The following is a 15213-nucleotide window of genomic DNA, read 5'->3' on the forward strand; positions in this document are numbered from 1 at the left end:
GGCCTCATTCACGGTGATACGGGTGCCCCACCATGAGCGACCAGGCCCGGTAGAGTTGCTCGGCCAGCAGCACACGCACCATCGCGTGCGGCAGCGTGAGATCCGACAAGCGGATGCGTTCGTCGGCAGCGTCGCGCAAGTCGGGATCGAGGCCGTCGGGGCCGCCGATCAGGAGGGCCACGTCGCGCCCCTCGTGCATCCAGGCCTTCAGGCGCCCCGACAGCTGCTGGGTGGTGAGGCGGTCGCCGCGCTCGTCCAGCACGACGATGCGCGCGCCCTTGGGGCAGGCCGCTTCGATGCGCGCGCGCTCTGCGGCCAGCAAGGTCTCCAGGGCCTTGGAGCCGCGCGGCTCGGTCTTGACGGCCTTGAGCTCCAGCCGCAGTTCGGGCGGGAAGCGCTTTGCATAGTCCTCATAGGCCGTCTCGGCCCAGCCCGGCATGCGCTGGCCGACCGCGACGACGGCGAGCTTCATGCCTTTTTGCGCGGTGCGGCCTTCTTCGCCGGCGACTTGGTGAGCGACTTCGCCGCAGCGGTCTTCTTGGCGGCCACCGTCTTGCCCGCCGTGGAGCGCGCCGGCGTGCTGCGCGACACCGTCCCCGTGGTCCGCGTCGTCTTGCCTGAGGCTGTTTTGGTCGCCGGGGCCTTGGCCGGGGTCTTGGTGGCCGCCGTCTTCTTGGCGGCGGGGGCCGTCTTCGTGGAGGCAGCTTTCTTGGCCGCGGGCGCTTTCTTCGCCGCAGGAGGCTTTTCCGCCGAAGCCGCCGGCTTGGCCGCCTTGCGGGCTGGCGTCTTTTCCTCAGGCTCGCTGGCCTTCGGCAGGGCCTTGGCCTCGCCCAGCTTCAGCTTCACAGGCTTGTCACCCCAGATCTCCTCGAGGTTGTAGTACTGGCGAATGGCCGGCTGCATGATGTGGGCCACGGCCGCCCCGCAGTCCACGATGATCCACTCGCCGTTGTCCTCGCCCTCGGTGCGCATCACCGGGAAGCCTTGCTTCTTCACCTCCTCGCGCACGCTGGCTGCCAGCGCCTTGGTCTGCCGGTTCGAAGTGCCCGACGCCACGATCACCCGCTCGAAGAGCGGAGAGAGATGTTCGGTGTTGAAGACCACGATGTCCTGGGCCTTGACGTCTTCCAGGCCATCGACGATGGCGCGTTGCAGTTTGCGAATATCCATTGAAAAGGGCAGCTCCGGCAATTCAGTCGGGGAGGTAGAGTCGATGGCGAGCAATATAGCCTGCCACCGCTGGAGGAACCAGGGTGTCGATGGGTTCACGCGCCGCCAGCCGGCTGCGCACGAGGGTGGAGGAGATGGCCAGTGGCGGCAAGGGCAGCACCACCAGCCGGTGGGGCGTGTCCCGCAGAAGCTGCCCGGGCTGCGGCTGCCTTCCATCCCGGGCTGCCACCACGAGCGTGACGCACCGCAGCAGTTCCTGCCAGCCTTGCCAGGTCGGCAGACCGCTGTACTGGTCTTCCCCCAGGATGAGAAACCACGCCCCCACGTCGGGCCGCCTCACGGCCAGGTCGCGCACGGTGTCGAGCGTGTAGCTCGGTCCGGACCGGCGGATTTCGCAGTCATCTGCCTGGAATCGAGGTTCACCCTCGATGGCCGCCCGGACCATCGCCAAGCGATCTTCGGCCGGCGCCAGTCGGCGGGCCTTTTGCCACGGATGGCCGGCCGGTACCCAGATCACCTCGTCCAAGCCGAGGTGATCGAGCGCCAGGCGGGCCAACGCCAGGTGGGCATTGTGCACCGGATCGAAGCTGCCGCCGAACAGGCCCACGCGCCGGGCATTCATGGGGGTCACGCCCAGTCCCTGGGCACGAGGAAGTCCGTGTACAGGCGGGCCTCGGGTGTGCCCGGCTCCGGCGACCAGCCGTAGCGCCAGTGGGCCACCGGCGGCATCGACATGAGGATGGATTCCGTGCGCCCGCCCGACTGCAGGCCGAAATGCGTGCCACGGTCCCACACGAGGTTGAACTCGACGTAGCGACCGCGACGGTAGGCCTGGAAGTCGCGCTCACGTTCGCCGTAAGCCAGGTGACGCCGACGCTGGACGATGGGCAGATAGGCGGCCGTAAACGCATCGCCGACCGCGCGGGTCATCGCAAAGCCGGCGTCGAACCCGCCTTCGTTGAAGTCGTCGTAGAAGATGCCCCCGATGCCCCGCGGTTCATTGCGGTGCTTCAGGAAGAAGTACTCGTCGCACCAGCGCTTGAAGCGCGGGTACTTGTCCTCGCCGAAGGGCGCGAGAGCATCACGGCAGGTGCGATGGAAATGCGCGGCGTCCTCCTCGAAGCCATAGTAGGGCGTCAGATCCATGCCACCACCGAACCAAGCAACCGGCTCGCCACCTGCGGGCAGGGCGACCAGCATGCGCACGTTCATATGGACCGTGGGCACATAGGGGTTGCGAGGATGCAGCACGAGGGACACGCCCAGGGCCTCGAACGGCGCGCCTGCCAGTTCGGGGCGGTGCTGGGTGGCCGATGGGGGGAGTTGGGGGCCACGGACATGTGAGAAGTTGCAGCCCCCCCGCTCGAACAGGGCGCCGTTCTCCACCAGCCGCGACAGGCCATCCCCCTGCAGTCGCTCTTGCGGCGCTCGGGTCCACCCGTCGCGCACAAAGGCATGCCCATCGGCCGCCTCGAGGGCGTGAATGATGCGATCCTGCAGCCCCAGCAGGTACAGGCGAACGTCTTGAATGTTCATGTGTTCCAGTCGATGGGGGCAGCCTGCGCCGGGTGGCGCCCCTGCCGGGCCCCAAGATAGCGCCGCACGGCCGCCTTGTCATCGGTGGCGTTGCCGCTGAGGCGCACGAAATGTTCGGCGCTGACGACCCGCTCGCGGTAGTCGATGTAGGCCAGACCCAGCGGAACGTCGGCCTCGAGCGCCACGCGGTAGAAGCCCGAGCGCCACTGCGGCTGGTGGCGGCGTGTGCCTTCCGGAGCCAGCGCCAGCCAGAGGAAGCGACCTTCTTCCTTGGCCGCACGCAGGTCCTGCGCCATCTGCCCGACGATGCCCCCCGGTGACTGCCGATCGACCGGAATCCCCCCGAGCCAACGCAGCCAAGGCGCCAGCAGGGGGATGCGGAACAGGCTGTCCTTGCCCCAGAAGTTCAACGGAAGGCCGATGGACCATTTGGCCAGCACCCCCACCACGAAATCCCAGTTGGAGGTGTGGGGGTAGACCACGATCACCCCCTGGTCGGCCGGCAGGCCTTGGAAGCGGACCTCCCACCCGCCCAGTCGCAGCAGCCCGCGCGCCAGGCGGCTGCCCCGGAAAGGCACCGGGTGCAGTTCGAGCACCTGCAGAGCCGGATCAGCGCTTGATGGCACGGTAGCCGATGTCGCGACGGTACTGCATGCCATCGAAGCGGATGCCGTCCAGCACCTCATAGGCTCGTTGCTGGGCCGTCTTGACCGAATCGCCCAGGGCGGTGACGCACAGCACACGCCCGCCGGAGGTGCACGTGCGGCCCTCGGCGTCCAGCGTCGTGCCGGCGTGGAAGACCATGGCATCGGGGGTCTCGGGCGGCAGGCCCTCGATGACGTCTCCCTTGCGCGGACTCACGGGGTAGCCGTGGGCAGCCATCACGACCCCGAGGGCCACGCGACGGTCCCAGTCGAGTTCCACCTTGTCCAGCGTGCCGTCGGTGGCGGCGAGCAGCACCTCCAGCAGGTCGCTGCGCAGGCGCATCATGATGGGCTGGGTTTCAGGGTCGCCCATACGGCAGTTGAATTCCAGCGTCCTGACGCGCCCGTCGGCGTCGATCATGAGGCCAGCGTACAGGAAACCGGTGAAGGGGATGCCATCCTTGGCCATGCCGGCAATGGTGGGCCCGATGATCTCCTGCATCACGCGAGCATGCACATTGGGCGTGACCACCGGTGCAGGCGAATAGGCGCCCATGCCGCCAGTGTTCGGGCCGGCATCGGCGTCGAGGAGGCGCTTGTGATCCTGGCTGGTGGCCAGGGCCAGCACGTTCTTGCCGTCGCACAACACAATGAAGCTGGCTTCCTCGCCCTGAAGGTACTCCTCGATGACGACACGGGCGCCGCCCTGGTTGTGCTGCACGCCCAACGTGTTGTCCAGCAGCATCCAATCCACCGCCTGATGTGCTTCGGCCAGGGTCATGGCGACGACGACCCCCTTGCCGGCGGCCAGACCGTCGGCCTTGATCACGATGGGGGCGCCCACCCGATCGACATAGGCGTGCGCGGCCGCGACGTCGCTGAAAGTCTCGTAGGCTGCCGTGGGAATGCCATGGCGCTTCATGAAGTCCTTGGCAAAAGCCTTCGAGCTTTCGAGCTGGGCCGCGGCCTGCGTCGGGCCAAAGATGCGCAGCCCACGCGCACGGAAGGCATCGACCACACCGGCCGCCAGCGGCGCCTCCGGGCCGACCACGGTGAGTGCGATCTTCTCGGACTGGGCGAAGTCGGCCAGGGCTGCCACGTCCGTGATCGGCACGTTGCGCAGGCGCTTGTCCAGCGCCGTGCCGCCATTGCCGGGGGCCACATAGACCATCTGTACGCGGCCCGACTGGGCCAGCTTCCACGCCAGGGCGTGCTCGCGGCCGCCGGAGCCGATGACGAGAACTTTCATTCGGGGAATGTCCGTGTGAATCGGGATCAGTCGTTGATCTCGGCGTTGTGATAGACCTCCTGGACGTCGTCGAGGTCTTCGATCGCGTCCAGCAGCTTGCGCATGCGCGCGGCGTCCTCGCCTTCCAGGGAAACCGTGTTTTCGGCGCGCATCGTGACCTCGGCCACCTCGGGCTTGAGCCCGGCAGCCTCCAGCGCCCGCTGGACCGCCTCGAAATCGGCGGGTGCGCACAGCACCTCGATGCTGCCGTCGTCATCGGTGAGCACATCCTCGGCCCCGGCTTCCAGGGCCACTTCCATGACCTTGTCCTCGCTGGTGCCGGGTGCGAACACGAACTGGCCACAGTGCTTGAACTGGAAAGCCACGGACCCTTCGGTGCCCAGGTTGCCGCCATACTTGCTGAAAGCGTGACGCACCTCGGCGACCGTGCGCACGCGGTTATCGGTCATGCAATCCACGATCACCGCCGCCCCGCCGATGCCATAGCCCTCGTAGCGGACTTCCTCGTACTGCACGCCTTCGAGGTTGCCGGTGGCTTTGTCAATGTTGCGCTTGATGGTGTCGGCCGGCATGTTCGCGGCCTTGGCCTTGTCCACGGCCAGGCGCAACCGGGGGTTGGCAGTGAGGTCAGCTCCGCCCTGGCGGGCCGCCACCATGATCTCGCGGATCACGCGCGTCCAGATCTTGCCGCGCTTTTCGTCCTGACGGCCCTTGCGGTGTTGAATATTGGCCCATTTGGAATGTCCGGCCATGGTGGGAATGCTCCTGGAGGGCGGCACGCGCAACCGGGACGGCCGGCGGACCGCGTGCAATGTGGTTTTGTTGGATAGACTGCGATTTTACTTGTGCCACCACCCCACCCCGCCATGGCTGACCCGCTCCTGATCGCCCAGCACGGCGACATCCAGTGCCACCTGCTGCCTGCCCTGGCGAATCGCCACGGCCTGATCACCGGGGCCACGGGCACCGGCAAGACCATCACCTTGCAGACGCTGGCCGAGAACTTCTCGAAGATCGGGGTGCCTGTCTTCATGGCCGACGTCAAGGGCGACCTCACCGGCATCTCGCAGCGCGGCAGCCTGCCCGACAAGGTGGCGAAGATCCTGGCCGACCGCGGCCTGCCTGCGCCCGAACCCTGGGTGTGCCCGACCACCCTGTGGGACGTGTTCGGCGAACAGGGGCACCCTGTGCGCGCCACCATCAGCGACATGGGCCCGCTGCTGCTGGGACGCATGCTGGAGCTGAATGAAACGCAGCAGGGCGTGCTCACCCTGGTGTTCAAGATCGCCGATGACAACCAGCTGCTGCTCCTGGATCTGAAGGACCTGCGGTCCATGCTGCAGTTCGTGGGCGACAACGCCAGGCAGTTCACCACCGAGTACGGCAACATCAGTGCTGCTAGCGTGGGCGCCATTCAGCGCGGCCTTCTGCGCATCGAAGAACAGGGCGGCGACCGGTTCTTCGGCGAGCCCATGCTCGATATCGGCGACTTCATGCAGACCGAGCGCGGCCAGGGCGTCATCAACATCCTGGCCGCCGACCGGCTGATGAATGCGCCACGCCTGTACGCCACCTTCCTGCTGTGGATGCTGTCGGAACTTTTCGACACCCTGCCCGAGGTGGGGGACCTGGACAAGCCCAAGCTGGTGTTCTTCTTCGACGAGGCCCATCTGCTCTTCAAGGACGCGCCCAAGGCGCTGATCGAGCGCATCGAGCTGGTGGTCCGGCTGGTGCGCTCCAAAGGCGTGGGTGTGTATTTCGTCACCCAGAACCCGCTGGACGTTCCTGACAGCGTGCTGGCCCAGCTCGGCAATCGCGTGCAGCACGCCCTGCGGGCCTTCACCCCGCGTGACCAGAAGGCCGTGAAGGCTGCCGCCAGCACCATGCGCGCCAACCCGAAGATCGACACCGAGGCGGCGATCACCGAGCTGGCGGTGGGCGAGGCGCTCATCAGCTTCCTCGACGAAAAGGGCCGCCCCAGTGTGACCGAGCGTGTCTTCGTGCTGCCGCCAGGCAGCCAGATCGGCCCCATCACGCCGGAGCAGCGGCGCGCGCTCGTCCAGGGTTCGCTGGTGGCCGGGGTGTACGAGAAGGTGCAAGACCGCGAGTCGGCCTACGAGCACCTCAAGGCCCGCGCCCAGGCCGGGGCGGAGCGTGCGCAGACCGAAGCGGCTCCGGCGCCAGGCGCCGGCACCGGCGGCGGCATGCTCGGGGGCCTGGGTGACGTCCTTTTCGGGTCCACCGGCCCGCGGGGAGGTCGGCGCGAAGGTGTTGTCGATGCCATGGCCAAGTCGGCTGCGCGCTCGATCGGCAGCAGCGTGGGCCGCGAGATCATCCGCGGCGTGCTGGGCGGGCTGCTGGGCGGCCGGCGCCGCTGAGCCCCCCAGCATGCAGTTTCAGTAGCGGTAGTGCGGGTAGTGAGCCCGCTCCCAACCCTTCTGGTGATGCCGCTGCCCGTGCTTGCGCTCCTTCCAGTGGCCGTGAGGATGGGGATAGACCACCACGGGGGCCGGCTGATAGACGACCTGCGGCGGCCGATAGACCACAGGCGGCGCCTGGTAGACCACGGGCGGGTGCACCACCACAGGCGCAGGCGGGTAATACACCACCGGCGGCGGGGCGTAGTGGACGATGGGCCGGGCATTGGACACCGTGGTGGACACCCCGGGCGAGCTGATGCCGATGGACCAGTAGACCTTGTCGGCGTGAGCCGGTACCGCTGCCAGGGCGGTCGTCGCGGCCACGGCCAGGCTGGCAAAGAGGACTCGTCGGTTCATATCGCTTCTCCTGATCGGCCCTTGGAAAGTGGGCCTGACCGAATTAACGCATCGTCCGGCGCAGTCGTGGTCTGGTTTCGCACTTCTTTACGAAACCGCCAAGCAGGGACAACACTGTCACGCCTTGTCACACGGCACGCAGACCGAAAGATTCAGTCGATCAGGGGCGAAATCGAAAGCGCTCACTCACATGAGCATGTTGAAGCCGAGCAACATCAGGCCCAGGCCCGTCACCAGCACGAAGCCGATGGCCCCCGCCCACAAGGTGACAACCTCGTCCGCAGTGTCGGCCAGGAGGTCGTCGAAGTTCTGCTCTTCCATGGCACACCTCCGCGCGTGTCCGTCTCTTCAATCTAGGCCACAGGCCCCCACCCGGACACAACCAAAAGGGGGAAGCGCACACCCCCTGAAGAGGGAGGCCCGGTCGATAGAATGACCGCTCAACGTTTGCACCCCCAGCACTTCCATGACGGCATCCGCCCCGCCCAAGCCTTCCAAAGACGACGCCAAGCCGACGAATTTCCTGCGCGGCATCATCGAGCGCGACCTGCTGGAGGGCCGCTATCGCGGGCGCACCTTCGGCGGCTCGCCAGGGGACGGTGCGCACCACGCAAAGGGCGTGGCCGACCCTGCGCGCGTGCGCCTGCGCTTTCCCCCCGAACCCAACGGCTACCTGCATGTGGGCCATGCCAAGAGCATCTGCCTGAACTTCGGACTGGCGCGCGACTATGGGGGCGTGTGCCACATGCGTTTCGACGACACCAACCCCGAGAAAGAGGAGCAGGAGTACGTCGATGCCATCCTGGATGCGGTGCGGTGGTTGGGCTGGAGCTGGGACGCGCATGGCACCTCCCACCTGTACTACGCCAGCAACTACTTCGACTTCATGTACCGAGCGGCCGAGTACCTCATCGAGACCGGCCATGCGTATGTGGACGAGCAGACACCCGAGCAGATGCGTGCCAACCGCGGCGACTTCGCCACCCCTGGCACCGACAGCCCTTACCGCAACCGCCCGCGCGAGGAGAGCCTCGCGCGCTTCCGCGAGATGCGTGACGGCCTGCACGCCGACGGCGCCATGGTGCTGCGCGCCAAGATTGACATGGCTTCGCCCAACATCAACCTGCGCGACCCGGCCATTTACCGCATCAAGCACGCGACCCACCACAACACCGGCGACCGCTGGTGCATCTACCCGATGTATGCCTATGCGCATCCCATCGAGGACGCGCTGGAGAACATCACCCACAGCATCTGCACGCTCGAATTCGAGGATCAGCGCCCCTTCTACGACTGGGTGCTCGAGCGCATCGTCCCCATTCTGCGGGCGCCACAGTACGAAGCAGGCCGCAAGCTGGTCGAAGCGATAGAAGCTCAAGGCCTGGAAGCTGGCAAGGAGTTTGCACTGCATTGCCACAACCTCGCGCACAAGCTCTTCGGCAGCGAGCCCGAGCAGCGCATGCTGAGTATGTTCCGCCGATGGGAACACGACCGGGAGGCGGTCCTGAAGGACCTGCCAGCCTTCTTCGGCCTGCTCAGGCAGCATCCGGAGCAATTCACCCCACTGCTCGCCCATGCCCTCGAGGAAAGGCGCATCGAGCCCTACAACCTGCCCCATCAGTACGAGTTTGCCCGCCTCAACCTCACCTATGTGATCACGAGCAAGCGCAAACTGAAGCAGCTGGTGGACGAAGGCGTCGTGGACGGTTGGGACGACCCACGCATGCCCACCATCGTGGGACTGCGTCGCCGTGGCTACACCCCCGAGGCGATCCAGCTTTTCTGCGAACGCATCGGCGTGAGCAAGAGCGACTCCTGGATCGACTACGGCACGCTGGACATCGCCCTGCGCGACGATCTGGAGGGTAAAGCGGCCCGGGCGATGGCCGTGCTGGACCCGGTGAAGCTGCGCCTGACGAACTGGGCCGAGGTGTTCGGCAGCGAGGCCCACCGCGAACCGTGTGCCGCGCCTGCCCACCCCCACCGCCCCGAGCTGGGCCAACGCAGCTTCAGCCTGGGGCCGGAACTCTGGATCGAGCGCGAGGACTTTGCGGAAGTGCCGCCCAAGGGCTTCTTCAGGCTTTACCCGGGCAACAAGGTGCGCCTGAAGTATGGCTACGTCATCGAATGCACGGGCTGCGAGAAAAACGCTGTCGGTGAAGTGACTGCCGTGCTGGCCACCGTGCTGCCTGACACCAAGAGCGGCACGCCAGGCGCGGACGCCATCAAGGTCAAAGGCGTCATCACCTGGGTCGCCGCGCATGAAGCGCTCGCCGCCGAGGTACGGCTGTACGACCGCCTTTTCACCGATCCCCACCCCGACGCGGGCGGCAAGGACTTCAAGGCCTCGCTCAACCCGCACAGCAAGCGTGTGATCCAGGCCTTCATCGAGCCTTCACTGGCCCAGGTCGAACCTGACGAGAAGTTCCAGTTCGAACGTCACGGCTACTTCTGTACCGACCGTATCGACCACACCGCAGGCCAGCCGGTGTTCAACCGCATCACCGGGCTGAAAGACTCCTGGGCCCGGTGACTGCCGGGCACTCTCACATCGCGGGCACCACAGCGGGGACTGCATACTCCCGGCCGATCACGGCTCGAGCATAGAGGTAGTTCTCGCGCGCACGATCGCTCAGTGCATCGAGGTCCACGTGCCCCTGTTCATCGCAGGGAAAACACAGCCCCCGACCAGGATGGAACAGCGACTGGAAGCGCAACTGGAAACACGCGGCAGGTCTTTGCATCTCAAGAACGGCATCCATGGTGAGCATCTCCCAAACGGCATGGCCTGATGTCTTCAATCTAGTCGCGCCTCGGCCGGTCTTCACTGCTCCTTCCCCCATGCGAGGGGTCGGCCGCCTTCCATCCCGGTCGTAGGAAGTTGCCTGACACGCTGCAACAATGTCCGTGACGCTCCTCACACCGGGATCAATGCCATGACCCTGTATGCCTCGCTCCTCTTTCTCCACCTTCTGGCCGCCACCTTCTGGGTGGGCGGCATGGCCTGCATGCACTTCGCCGTGAGACCCTCGGCGGTGGCCCGGCTCGATCCGCCCCAGCGCCTGCCCTTCATGACCGCAGCCCTGGGGCGCTTCTTCGACGGCGTCACAGCGGCCATCGTGGTGATCCTCGTCACCGGTCTGGCCATGGTCTTCGGGCGTGGCGGCTTCGGTGCAGCCCACTGGAGCGTGCATGCGATGTTCACGCTCGGGCTGGTGATGATGGCTGTGTTCGGCCACATCCGATGGGCGGCCTATCCCCGCCTGCAGCGCGCGGTGGCCTCCAGCGAGTGGAAAGCGGCTGCGCCGGCGCTGGACGGCATCCGGCGCCTGGTGGCAGTCAATCTGGGTCTGGGCGTGGCGGTGTACGGGATCGCGACGATCGGCCGCGTGCTCTGACCCCGTCAGGCCTGCGTGTCGAGCAGGCTGCCCACCATGCGCTGGTGCGTCTGCAGCGTCAGTGCGTTGGCCTTGTAGGCGTAGCTCGCCACCATCTGCTGCACCACTTCCTGAGGCAGCGACATGCCCGGCACCGTGGCCGGCACCACCGTGGCCTGCACCCCGCCCGAGGCCTGCGCCTCCTGCACCACTTGCTGACGACGAAAGCCCGGCGTCTGGTCGTTGGCGATGTTGTGCGCGGCCACGCCCAACTGGGCAGAAGCGGCCTGCAGGCCCGAGTAGGCGATGGCGGGGAGGCTGTTCATCACCCTCGAAGCTTACGGCGGCTTCGGATGATCGTGCTCAGCCAGCTGCCATACAGAGGCTCGAGGTGTGCGTTCCTGCACACATCATGAGGATTGCCGGCGGCTCGCCTGCCGGGCTTGCGCCAGCCGCGCAGGCCCAGACGATGCACTCCCGGTCAGCGACTGGTTTCAGGCAACTCGATCTTGACTTCCAGAACGTCCAGATTGTCCTGGCGCTCCAGATGCACCTTGATGTCGTCGGGGTTGACCGACACGTACTTCGAGATCACCGCCATCAGCTCACGCTGCAGCTCGGGCAGGTAGTCCGGGCTGCGACTGCGGCCGTTGCGCTCATGGGCCAGGATCAGTTGCAGGCGTTCCTTGGCCGTGCTCGCGGAACTGGGTTTCTTGTCGAGGAAGAAGGAGAGGAAGCCCATGATGTCACTTCCCTCCGAACAGGCGCCTGAAGAAGCCCGGCTTGACGGCCTCGACGAAGCGCATGGGCTTGTCTTCGCCCAGGAAACGGGCCACCACGTCCTTGTAGGCCTCGGAGACGTCGCTGCCCTGCATGTGGATGGCCGGCACGCCCTGATTGGAGGCATTGAGCACGACCTCGGATTCGGGGATCACGCCGATCAGCGGAATGCGCAGGATCTCGTGGATGTCCTCCAGCGACAGCATCTGCCCGCCTTCCACCCGGTTCGGGTTGTAGCGGGTGATGAGCAGGTGCTCCTTCACCGGCTCGCGCTTGTCGATGGCACGCTTGGTCTTGGAGTTGAGCATGCCCAGGATGCGGTCGGAGTCGCGGACCGAGGACACCTCGGGGTTGGTCACGACCAGGGCCTCGTCGGCGAAGTGCATGGCCATCAGGGCGCCCGTTTCGATGCCCGCTGGCGAATCGCAGACGATGTACTCGAAGCCCATCTCCTCCAGTTCGGCCAGCACCCGCTCGACGCCCTCGTGCGTGAGTGCGTCCTTGTCGCGCGTCTGCGAGGCCGCCAGCACGAAGAGGTTCTCGCACTGCTTGTCCTTGATCAGCGCCTGGTTGAGGTTGGCCTCCTTGTGGATGACATTGATCAGGTCATAGACCACGCGCCGCTCGCAGCCCATGATGAGGTCGAGGTTGCGCAGGCCCACGTCGAAGTCGATCACGGCGGTCTTGTGGCCACGCAGCGCGAGGCCTGACGCGAAGCTGGCACTGGTGGTGGTCTTGCCCACGCCCCCCTTGCCGGAGGTCACCACGATGATTTTGGCCATGGAAGGCAGTCCTTGTGTCTGAAGATGGTGAAACGTTGGATGAAGCTCACACGGGCTGGAAGACGAGCCGATCGCCTTCCAGGCGGATCTGGGCCGGCTTGCCCAGCACCTCGGCGGGCAGCGGCGTCTCGGTGGTGCGGTAGGTGCCGGCGATGGCCACCAGCTCGGGCTCGAGGCAGGTGCTGAAGATGCGCGCTTCGGTGTTCCCCCGCGCACCCGCAATGGCCTTGCCGCGCAAGGGTGCGTACACGTGCACGTGGCCATCGGCGATCACTTCCGCGCCGAAGTTCACGGCGGCCAGCACGATGAGGTCGCCCCCCTTGGCATAGACCTGCTGGCCCGAGCGCAACGGCTTGTCGATGACGAGCGTGGGCACTTCCACCGGGACCTCCACCGGCACCTCGACGCGCACTTCGTGCACCACCTCCTTGAACACGGTGCGCGGTTCGCGCGCCCCGGAAGTCTCGGGGGCTTCGATCAGGCCCAGCGCTGCCGCCGCCCGGAGGTCGTCCGACGTCCCCCCACGCACCGCCACCGGGCGCAGGCGGTGCGCCTGAAGCATCGCCACCAGCGCGGGAAGGTCGAGCGCCGGCGCTTCCTCGGGTGCCGGCCCAAGATCCAGCAGCACCGGCTCACCATCGAAAGCCCCCGGTGTGGCACCCAGGTGCTCCTCGAGCGACTGGCGCAGTGCAGCGAGGTCACGCGTGCGCAACAGCAGGGCCTCCAGCGTCAGCGAGGCGCTGCGCAACTCGAACAGGGCGGGCAGGGACGTACCGGCAATCGCAGCCATCGACAAGCCTTGGCAAAAGGCGCAAAGTTTAACGGCTGGTGCCCGCACGAGCCGTCACCAGCTCACGCCACTGCGCGAGCCGCAGCTTCAGCCGTGCGCGCTGGTCAGGCGACAGGCGCAGCAGCAGCTTCTGCCCCGCCGACAGGTGCTGGAGCTGTGGATCGGCAAATTCGTACATCACCCAGGGCCGGGCCGGGGGCACGGTCCCCCGGACCTCCGGCAGGCGCAAGGCCACCGGCCCGTCCGGCTCGGGGGTGGCCAGCAGGTGATCGACCACCTCCACCATGCGATCGTTGAAGTAGCGCCCCGGAAAGCCCAGGTCCTCGTAGGCCGACTGGAAGCGCGCGTAGTGCCGGACGTACCAGGCCGCTGCCGACTTCAGGTCCACCCCCTCGGCAACGCGGACGTAGGGCTCGTGGCGGGCCGCGTTCGAGGCCGCCAGCACGCTCTGACCATCGCGCGTGTCCAGCTCCAGGCGCCCGGGTGCCGGGACCACCGGCCACAGCCGGGACGGCGCCTGGTCGCGCGCCAGGTTGTCCACCGTGGCCACCACCCGCTGCACGAAGGCGTCGGTGTTGACGAAGCGCAGCAAGGCCTCGCGTCCGAGCAGGGTCATCAGGCCGTCCAGCACCGGATCGCCGGCCGATGGCGCCGAGGGCGCCGACGCGGCAGGCGGTACAGCCACCGCAAGCTCGTCCACCGGGTGGCGAACGGCCGGCGTCTGGGCGGTGCCCGGCGGCTGCGTTGCGGCAGGTGCCGCTTGCACCGCAGGTGCCTGAGCTGCGGGCGCCGTCGGCGGGGCCACCCGTTGCCACACCAGCCAAGCCGCTGCGGCCAGGAACACGACCACGAGCGCGCCAACGGCCCAGCTCGTCCATCGAGACTGCATGAGCGTCCTCCAAAGGTGCACGTGTCGGTGGACAGTGTGGACGCCCCGGGTCGCGACGGCCAGCCCAGCCCTGCGCCGCGCTGGGGTTTATCCGGAAGTAACAGTCGTGACGCTGTCAATCCCCACCGGCAATTCCTTCACCTTCTGGGGATTTGGTGAACCCACGGGCCTGGATTTGGTCGAATGCAGGGTCGCGGACGTCAGGTTCGCCGTTTCACGCATGCAGAACACAAGGAGATCGGCTTGAAAGCAGTCCTGGTTGCACTTTCGATGGCAGTGGCCGGTGTCGGGCTGGGCTTTGCCCCGGTGGAGGCCGAGGCCCGCCGTTTTGGTGGCGGCGGCTCAGCGGGCATGCAGCGCCAGGCGCCCCCGCCCCGCCCGGCCGATACCACCCCGGCGCGACCGGCCCAGCAGCCGGGCAACACCGCCACCAACCCCAGCCAGGCCGCTGGCGGCGCTGCTGCGGCCGGCCAACGCTCCTGGATGGGTCTGATCGCGGGCTTGGCTGCGGGCCTGGGTCTGGCGGCCTTGGCCAGCCATCTGGGCTTTGGCGAGGGTCTGGCCAACTTCATGATGCTGGCGTTGCTGGCCATCGTGGCCTTTGTCGCCATCCGCTGGATCATGAACCGCATGGCACCTCAGCCGGCACGAGGCGGCATGCAGTATGCCGGAGCGTCCGCAGCCGGTGGCACGACGGGCTGGCAGCCTCAGGGGCCTGCCGGCACTGCGGCACCCTCGCCTGCCTTCTCGCCCGCGGCGTCTCAGCCCGTCATGGCACCACAGGCCCAGGCCCTGCCGGCGGACTTCGACGCCGCAGGTTTCGAGCGCATCGCCAAGATGCTCTTCATCCGCATGCAAGCCGCCAACGATGCGGGGGCCCTGGACGACCTGCGCAAGTTCACCACCCCCGAGCTTTTCGCCGCGGTCCGACTGGACCTGCATGACCGCCAAGGGGCTGCGCAGCAGACCGACGTGCTGCAGCTCGATGCCCAGGTGATCGACGTTGCCCAGGAAGACGGGCAGCAGGTGGTGAGCGTGCGCTTCCACGGCCTGATCCGCGAGGCGGCGGAAGCCCCGGCAGAATCCTTCGACGAGGTCTGGCACTTCGTCAAGCCGCTGGATGACAGCCGCGAGTGGGCCATTGCGGGCATCACCCAGAACGCCATGCACTGACGCGCAGCCTGTCTGACATGGAAAAGGGCGGCCCTGGGGCCGCCCT

General features: G+C 66.9%; 19 protein-coding genes. 4 read left to right on the forward strand and 15 right to left on the reverse strand.

The features are described 5' to 3' along the window. Positions 1 to 4: 4 nt before the first annotated feature. The 7 genes from rlmH to C1704_RS02700 are packed head-to-tail and all read right to left on the reverse strand — an operon-like array spanning position 5 to position 5351. On the reverse strand, positions 5 to 472 hold the full coding sequence (rlmH, locus tag C1704_RS02670) for a 23S rRNA (pseudouridine(1915)-N(3))-methyltransferase RlmH (RefSeq protein ID WP_104300731.1): 468 nt from the start codon (positions 470 to 472) through the stop codon (positions 5 to 7). After that, positions 469 to 1170: a ribosome silencing factor gene (rsfS, locus tag C1704_RS02675; RefSeq protein ID WP_104300733.1), complete on the reverse strand. Its 702-nt coding sequence runs from the start codon at positions 1168 to 1170 to the stop codon at positions 469 to 471. Before rsfS ends, rlmH begins: the two co-directional genes overlap by 4 nt. Positions 1171 to 1192: 22 nt before the next feature. After that, on the reverse strand, positions 1193 to 1792 hold the full coding sequence (gene nadD, locus C1704_RS02680) for a nicotinate-nucleotide adenylyltransferase (RefSeq protein WP_104300735.1): 600 nt from the start codon (positions 1790 to 1792) through the stop codon (positions 1193 to 1195). A gap of 5 nt (positions 1793 to 1797) precedes the next feature. Next, complete coding sequence (gene hemF / locus C1704_RS02685; RefSeq protein WP_104300737.1) at positions 1798 to 2706, reverse strand: oxygen-dependent coproporphyrinogen oxidase; 909 nt, start codon at positions 2704 to 2706, stop codon at positions 1798 to 1800. Next, positions 2703 to 3302 (reverse strand): 1-acyl-sn-glycerol-3-phosphate acyltransferase, encoded by a 600-nt coding sequence (locus tag C1704_RS02690; protein ID WP_211286803.1) that lies wholly within the window; start codon positions 3300 to 3302, stop codon positions 2703 to 2705. The genes hemF and C1704_RS02690 overlap by 4 nt, the downstream gene beginning before the upstream one ends. A 13-nt stretch (positions 3303 to 3315) precedes the next feature. Continuing rightward, positions 3316 to 4599, reverse strand: coding sequence for a phosphoribosylamine--glycine ligase (gene purD, locus C1704_RS02695; RefSeq protein WP_104300741.1), 1284 nt, complete (start codon positions 4597 to 4599; stop codon positions 3316 to 3318). Between the two features lie 26 nt (positions 4600 to 4625). Next, positions 4626 to 5351 carry a YebC/PmpR family DNA-binding transcriptional regulator gene (locus C1704_RS02700; RefSeq protein WP_104300743.1) on the reverse strand — a complete coding sequence of 242 codons (726 nt, stop codon included), beginning with the start codon at positions 5349 to 5351 and terminating at the stop codon, positions 4626 to 4628. A gap of 114 nt (positions 5352 to 5465) precedes the next feature. On the opposite strand from C1704_RS02700, the gene C1704_RS02705 reads away from it, so the two are divergent. Beyond that, positions 5466 to 6977 carry a helicase HerA-like domain-containing protein gene (locus C1704_RS02705; RefSeq protein ID WP_104300745.1) on the forward strand — a complete coding sequence of 504 codons (1512 nt, stop codon included), beginning with the start codon at positions 5466 to 5468 and terminating at the stop codon, positions 6975 to 6977. An 18-nt stretch (positions 6978 to 6995) separates the two neighbouring features. Here C1704_RS02705 and C1704_RS02710 read toward each other — a convergent pair whose 3' ends face one another. Both C1704_RS02710 and C1704_RS17855 read right to left on the reverse strand, forming a co-directional pair. Further along, positions 6996 to 7376 carry a hypothetical protein gene (locus C1704_RS02710; RefSeq protein ID WP_104300747.1) on the reverse strand — a complete coding sequence of 127 codons (381 nt, stop codon included), beginning with the start codon at positions 7374 to 7376 and terminating at the stop codon, positions 6996 to 6998. Positions 7377 to 7562: 186 nt separating this feature from the next. Continuing rightward, positions 7563 to 7697, reverse strand: a complete 135-nt coding sequence (locus C1704_RS17855; protein WP_259371309.1) for a hypothetical protein — start codon at positions 7695 to 7697, stop codon at positions 7563 to 7565. 145 nt (positions 7698 to 7842) lie between these two features. Here C1704_RS17855 and C1704_RS02715 point away from each other — a divergent pair, with 145 nt between their 5' ends. Next, positions 7843 to 9909 carry a glutamine--tRNA ligase gene (locus C1704_RS02715; protein ID WP_104300749.1) on the forward strand — a complete coding sequence of 689 codons (2067 nt, stop codon included), beginning with the start codon at positions 7843 to 7845 and terminating at the stop codon, positions 9907 to 9909. Positions 9910 to 9922: 13 nt separating this feature from the next. Here the strand turns inward: C1704_RS02715 and C1704_RS02720 are convergent, their stop codons facing one another. Next, the gene (locus tag C1704_RS02720; protein WP_104300962.1) at positions 9923 to 10138 is read right to left on the reverse strand and encodes a hypothetical protein; all 216 of its coding nucleotides are present in this window, start codon (positions 10136 to 10138) and stop codon (positions 9923 to 9925) included. A 174-nt stretch (positions 10139 to 10312) separates the two neighbouring features. On the opposite strand from C1704_RS02720, the gene C1704_RS02725 reads away from it, so the two are divergent. Then, positions 10313 to 10774: a CopD family protein gene (locus C1704_RS02725; protein WP_104300751.1), complete on the forward strand. Its 462-nt coding sequence runs from the start codon at positions 10313 to 10315 to the stop codon at positions 10772 to 10774. Between the two features lie 5 nt (positions 10775 to 10779). Here the strand turns inward: C1704_RS02725 and C1704_RS02730 are convergent, their stop codons facing one another. The 5 genes from C1704_RS02730 to C1704_RS02750 all read right to left on the reverse strand — a co-directional run bounded on the left by C1704_RS02730 (position 10780) and on the right by C1704_RS02750 (position 13994). Next, positions 10780 to 11079, reverse strand: a complete 300-nt coding sequence (locus C1704_RS02730; RefSeq protein ID WP_104300753.1) for a flagellar basal body protein — start codon at positions 11077 to 11079, stop codon at positions 10780 to 10782. Positions 11080 to 11234: 155 nt separating this feature from the next. Further along, entirely contained in the window at positions 11235 to 11495 is a 261-nt protein-coding gene (gene minE, locus C1704_RS02735; protein WP_104300755.1) for a cell division topological specificity factor MinE, read from the reverse strand. 4 nt (positions 11496 to 11499) lie between these two features. Then, positions 11500 to 12315, reverse strand: a complete 816-nt coding sequence (gene minD / locus C1704_RS02740; protein ID WP_104300757.1) for a septum site-determining protein MinD — start codon at positions 12313 to 12315, stop codon at positions 11500 to 11502. Between the two features lie 46 nt (positions 12316 to 12361). Then, positions 12362 to 13105, reverse strand: a complete 744-nt coding sequence (minC, locus tag C1704_RS02745) for a septum site-determining protein MinC (protein ID WP_104300759.1) — start codon at positions 13103 to 13105, stop codon at positions 12362 to 12364. 28 nt (positions 13106 to 13133) lie between these two features. Further along, on the reverse strand, positions 13134 to 13994 hold the full coding sequence (locus C1704_RS02750) for a DUF3014 domain-containing protein (RefSeq protein ID WP_104300761.1): 861 nt from the start codon (positions 13992 to 13994) through the stop codon (positions 13134 to 13136). A 243-nt stretch (positions 13995 to 14237) separates the two neighbouring features. Here C1704_RS02750 and C1704_RS17895 point away from each other — a divergent pair, with 243 nt between their 5' ends. Then, on the forward strand, positions 14238 to 15167 hold the full coding sequence (locus C1704_RS17895; RefSeq protein ID WP_211286805.1) for a Tim44 domain-containing protein: 930 nt from the start codon (positions 14238 to 14240) through the stop codon (positions 15165 to 15167). Positions 15168 to 15213: the final 46 nt, after the last annotated feature.

Source organism: Caldimonas caldifontis, from assembly GCF_002930615.1.
In the GTDB taxonomy this organism is placed as follows: Bacteria; Pseudomonadota; Gammaproteobacteria; order Burkholderiales; family Burkholderiaceae_C; genus Caldimonas; species Caldimonas caldifontis.